Below are 4390 nucleotides of genomic sequence, written 5' to 3' on the forward strand. Positions count from 1 at the left end.
GTGGGAGAGCTATTGATAGAGAATTCACTATGGGAATGAAAGCTTGAGTGGGGGAGTTATGGCCGATTGTCACTTGAAATTCGCCCTGAGTTCGAAAGCAAGACGAGGCGCAGTGGTTTTTCTGTTTGTCTTTGTTCTGTCATACGTCTTCACCTCTGTCAGTGTCTGGACGACAGACAGCAGATTCATAACAGTGTCGAGATTCATCAGGGTATACGGTCACGAAAATCTAATCAGGGGAACGGGTTACGCTCCGGAGCAATATCGCTTTGGTGGATTTTATCTTGTGGAATACTTCTTCAAATACATTCCTCTGAAATGGTATGACGTATATAACAGCAGTCTCTCCGATTTGCTTACGAGCGAAGAGACCTGGACAGAAGAGATGCAGAAAACCGTGGACAAATTCTTCCCCCAGGATGACAGGGAAGAGATGATTGGCGAGATTCAGAGGGTGATTGACGAGACTCTAGAATCCTTCTTCCCGGGCAATGCTTTTGTTCAAAATCTTCTACGGGGTATGATAGACGGTCTGCAGTGGCAGAGCTATTTGACGAATGTCGAAGAGACACTGCTCACTCTCGGAGAGATGATACCGGAAAATATCAGGAATCATTTGCTTGAGGACAGCGAAGAAACAAGACTCGTTAACGGATATTTCACGTCTAGATTCTTCCTCTTCATGATCCTTCTGACGATCATCTACTTCCTGTGCAGAGAGTTCCTGAACCCCGGCCAAGCGCTCTTTGGGGTTGTTCTCTTCACTGCTCTTACGCCGTTTGCTCTTCAGGACTTTTTGCAGGCGGAGACTCTGCTTTCACTGTTGCTGTTTACAGCGATGATTCTAATAACAAAGAGAGACGGCAGCAGGCTCATTCTAATTCTGATAACAGTATTATGCTGTACCGCAAGAACGGATCATGCGCTGTTTGGCGCTCTAATATACGCTTCGTTAAGAGGAATAGATTCGTTAAGAAGGAGGGAGTGGTCGAAGGCTATCTACGCCGCTCTGCTTCTCTTCATCCCGCTTGTTGCGACAATTCTGATTACCGGGCTTCTCTTTCCCGAGGCAGAGTACTATGTGGATGTCTTTCAGCTTGAGTTCAATTTGACGCATGTCTGGAACCTGGTTTTTCCTCTTGTCTTTCTTTTGCTGCCTTTTGCTTTCATCTATCAGATCAAAGAGTTGACGTTCTACAGGAGAACGTGGTTCTGGATGCCCCTGTTTATCGGAATGAACTTTGTTGTTGGAAAGACTGCGGAAGTGAGGCTTTTTCTTCCGGTGATAATCTACTCCATTCCTCTTATCGTTAGGGGTGCAATGCTGGCAATCGGCGTTGATTCGGTTGGCTCTTCGACTCTAGAGAGTCTTAGGGATCTGGACGACAACGCGCTTGATTAATGGAACTCTTGATACAGGTTTGAGCAGATAACTGAGAAGGACAAGCAATGTTTCTTACGATCGATGATATGATTTTGACATTGGCGATCTCCTTTTGGAAACGCCGTCGGGGGGATTAAGTGTGAAAGACAAGAAAACCATACAGCGAGGGATTTTTCTGTTAATTATATTCGCGTTACTCTCCTACATTTTCACATCAATGACCGTCTGGACAACCGACGGGAAGTATTTGCTCGTATCCAGATACTTAAGAATTAATCAGCATGATAGAGTGGTTTCCGGAGAGAATTTCGCGCCTGATCAGTATAGATTTGGCAGCTACTACCTTGTCGAGAATTTCTTCAAATACTTTCCGATCAAGTGGCTGGATGAAAACAGCGAAGAGCTTTCGAGTATGTTGTTGTCGGTCGATTATTGGACGTCTGAAAAGAAGAGCATGGTTGATGCCTATTTTCCACTGGATGAAAGGGAGAGCCTTGTCTCTGACGCTGAAAAGGCTATTGCCGAGTTCGTTGACTCCGTTGCAGGGAACAGCATTCTCCTGAGCAATGCACTCAAAGCAATGGTTGCCGGGCTGAAGTGGCAGGAGTACATTACCGATCCTGCAACCGCGGCGCTTCTAATTGGAGAGAGACTGCCCGAAGATGTCAAAGCTGCACTAGATCCGTCTAGCGAAGCGAATCGTATTCTTAATGGGCACATCACGGCGAGATTCTTTTTCAACCTGTTAACGTTGCTGCTTCTTTATGCGTTCTGCCGAATCTTCTCTTCACCTGTAGCATCGTTACTGTCTGTGGTATCATTTCAGGCCATAATGCCGCTCACTACGATGTACTTTGGATGGGAGACTTTTCACGGCCTTGCTCTTTTTGTAGGCGGGTTGCTCGTAATTGCCAGAAACGGCAGGTTCTTTCATTTGTGTTTGTTGATTATGCTGGGTTCTCTTTTCAGAGCTGACCATATGGTATTCCTTCCCTTGATATATCTTCTGTACAATTTCAGAGGCGACATCTCAGGCAAGATTAAATTGAGGCTTATGTTGAAAAGCTTCATTGCCGGTTCGATTCCTGTACTGCTTATGTATATATTCAGCACTGTCCTCTTTCCTGATGCCAAATACTCGGTCGATCTGATACAGCTTGGCTATAACATTGGTTACTTCTGGTCATGGATCTTTCCTCTTGTATTTCTCTTCATTCCACTGCTATTCGTGAGAGAGATAAGAGATATCGATTTCTTCAAGAGAACGTGGTTCTGGATACTCCCGTTTGTCGCTATGAATTTCGTGGTGGCAAGAACCGCTGAAGTTAGGCTATTCACACCAGTACTGGCGTTCATGACCCCTCTTGTAGGTGTTGGGTTGCTCAGACTTCTTGCTTCTGAGACCATAGGTTCCGTTGAAGCCGAATGAGGTATTCAGTCTTGGCCGGGACGATCTCCGCGGGTACTTCGCTTGGCTGCCGTAAAGGCTTTGTGTTTCAATTGCTTTTCGGAGAGTGAATTCCTATTCAGTCATGGCATAATTCATATATGAACAAAAGGAGGTTTGTCTGGATGAAACGACTTCTGCTTTGCCTCATGATAGTGGTTTCGGTTTTGCTTTCTGCGAATAGCGGTCTTTTCCTTGGTTTCTTTCCCTCCCTTTCTCTCAACAACTTTGCTGTGCACGACAGGGACTACAAACCTACCTTTGAAGATCTGCGGAACAACTTTTCTTATCCTCCGTTTGCCCTTGCGGGCATTGAGTTTTCCGGTGATTCATATCGCGCGCTATTCAGGCTTGATTTCAGGCAAGACATAACCTCGTTTCTTCGTGGCAGGAGTTGGTCGAATTTCCCCATCAGATACAATTCGAATACCCTGTATATAGATACCGATCTGCCTAGAGTTGGTTTCGCCGAGTTTCAAAACGATCTCTTGAGGTTTTCTGCCGGCAAGAGAAGCCTTCATATTGGTCCCGCTGCGTACAACTTCGTACTCTCCGATGCGGTGCCCTTTTTCGAGCACATTTGGATTGACTTCTCATCGGACGTACTGTCAGGGAAATACTTCTACAGCTTCTTCGTAATCTCTTCGGATCGTTCGATATTCGACAGTCCCAGGACTCTTATCGGCCACAGCATAGGGTATCATGGTGAGTCTACAAGAGTCGGTTTTGTCGAATCGAACCTCATCAGCAACACCTATCCAGACCTTAAGGACATGAGCCCTTTCGTCATATTTCACAACAACTATGCGAAGAACTCAAACGTTAATGCAGCGTTATTCTTCGAGAAGGGCATTGGAGATCTGGGCTTGTACGGAATGCTCTACGCAGACGACATCCTTATTCCGGGAGATAGAACAAGCAATCCGACTTCTTTAGGCTGGTTTCTTGGCGGAGAGTATGGCATAACCGATGGAGAAAACTATAAAGGACCTATGCTATGGGACAATCAGTATGCTCTCAGAGAACAGACTCTCTTTGAAGAGTCTGGGGGTATGAAGATAAGGTATGAGCACTACCATAGCACGCCTTATTTGTACAATAGGAGCTTCGAGGAAGGAAAGCTCATCAACCCAATCCGTTTCAACGCTGATGATATTGAGGGCGGAGGTTATCTTGTGATTAATGGGTTCTTCGGTTTCCCATACGGACCTGACGTATCTCTGGACCTTATAGCTGTGACTTTCGAAACTCGCAGAGTGCTCTCAGAGCTTCGTCTTGAGTACATAAGACAAGGTTCTTACCGAATCGACGATTATTACGGCGAACCATTTGAATTTGATTGGTATAGACTTGCCGAACCGATTACCAGAAGTGCCAAAGTAAGTCTTGACTTTCATTACAGCCCGGATGAGAATCAGGAGATATTCCTCTCTGCGTCGGCTCTAATAGGTAACAAGACTGAGTTTTGCTTCAAGATCGGCTACGGAAGAGTTTTTCGCTTCCTTAGATTCTAGTTCATTCGGATAGGCTCATTCGCTGCAAGAAGCAACTGAGAACTT

Annotated in this window: 3 protein-coding genes; all 3 read left to right on the forward strand. The window is 45.6% G+C overall.

Annotated features, from left to right (window positions below):
* Positions 1–58: 58 nt before the first annotated feature.
* The 3 genes from RJ60_RS04485 (at position 59) to RJ60_RS04495 (ending at position 4345) form a co-directional block, all read left to right on the forward strand.
* Positions 59–1402 carry a hypothetical protein gene (locus RJ60_RS04485; protein WP_258006177.1) on the forward strand — a complete coding sequence of 448 codons (1344 nt, stop codon included), beginning with the start codon at positions 59–61 and terminating at the stop codon, positions 1400–1402.
* A gap of 121 nt (positions 1403–1523) precedes the next feature.
* On the forward strand, positions 1524–2813 hold the full coding sequence (locus tag RJ60_RS04490) for a hypothetical protein (protein ID WP_103134136.1): 1290 nt from the start codon (positions 1524–1526) through the stop codon (positions 2811–2813).
* Positions 2814–2956: 143 nt separating this feature from the next.
* The gene (locus tag RJ60_RS04495) at positions 2957–4345 is read left to right on the forward strand and encodes a hypothetical protein (RefSeq protein ID WP_103134137.1); all 1389 of its coding nucleotides are present in this window, start codon (positions 2957–2959) and stop codon (positions 4343–4345) included.
* Positions 4346–4390: the final 45 nt, after the last annotated feature.

Origin of the sequence: Mesotoga sp. B105.6.4, assembly GCF_002896535.1 — a bacterium.
In the GTDB taxonomy this organism is placed as follows: domain Bacteria; phylum Thermotogota; class Thermotogae; order Petrotogales; family Kosmotogaceae; genus Mesotoga.

What these genes read in the sequence shown, in the direction of transcription:
- RJ60_RS04485 (WP_258006177.1), top strand. Translation starts at nt 59, where the DNA reads ATGGCCGATTGTCACTTGAAATTCGCCCTGAGTTCGAAAGCAAGACGA.
- RJ60_RS04495 (WP_103134137.1), top strand. Translation starts at nt 2,957, where the DNA reads ATGAAACGACTTCTGCTTTGCCTCATGATAGTGGTTTCGGTTTTGCTT.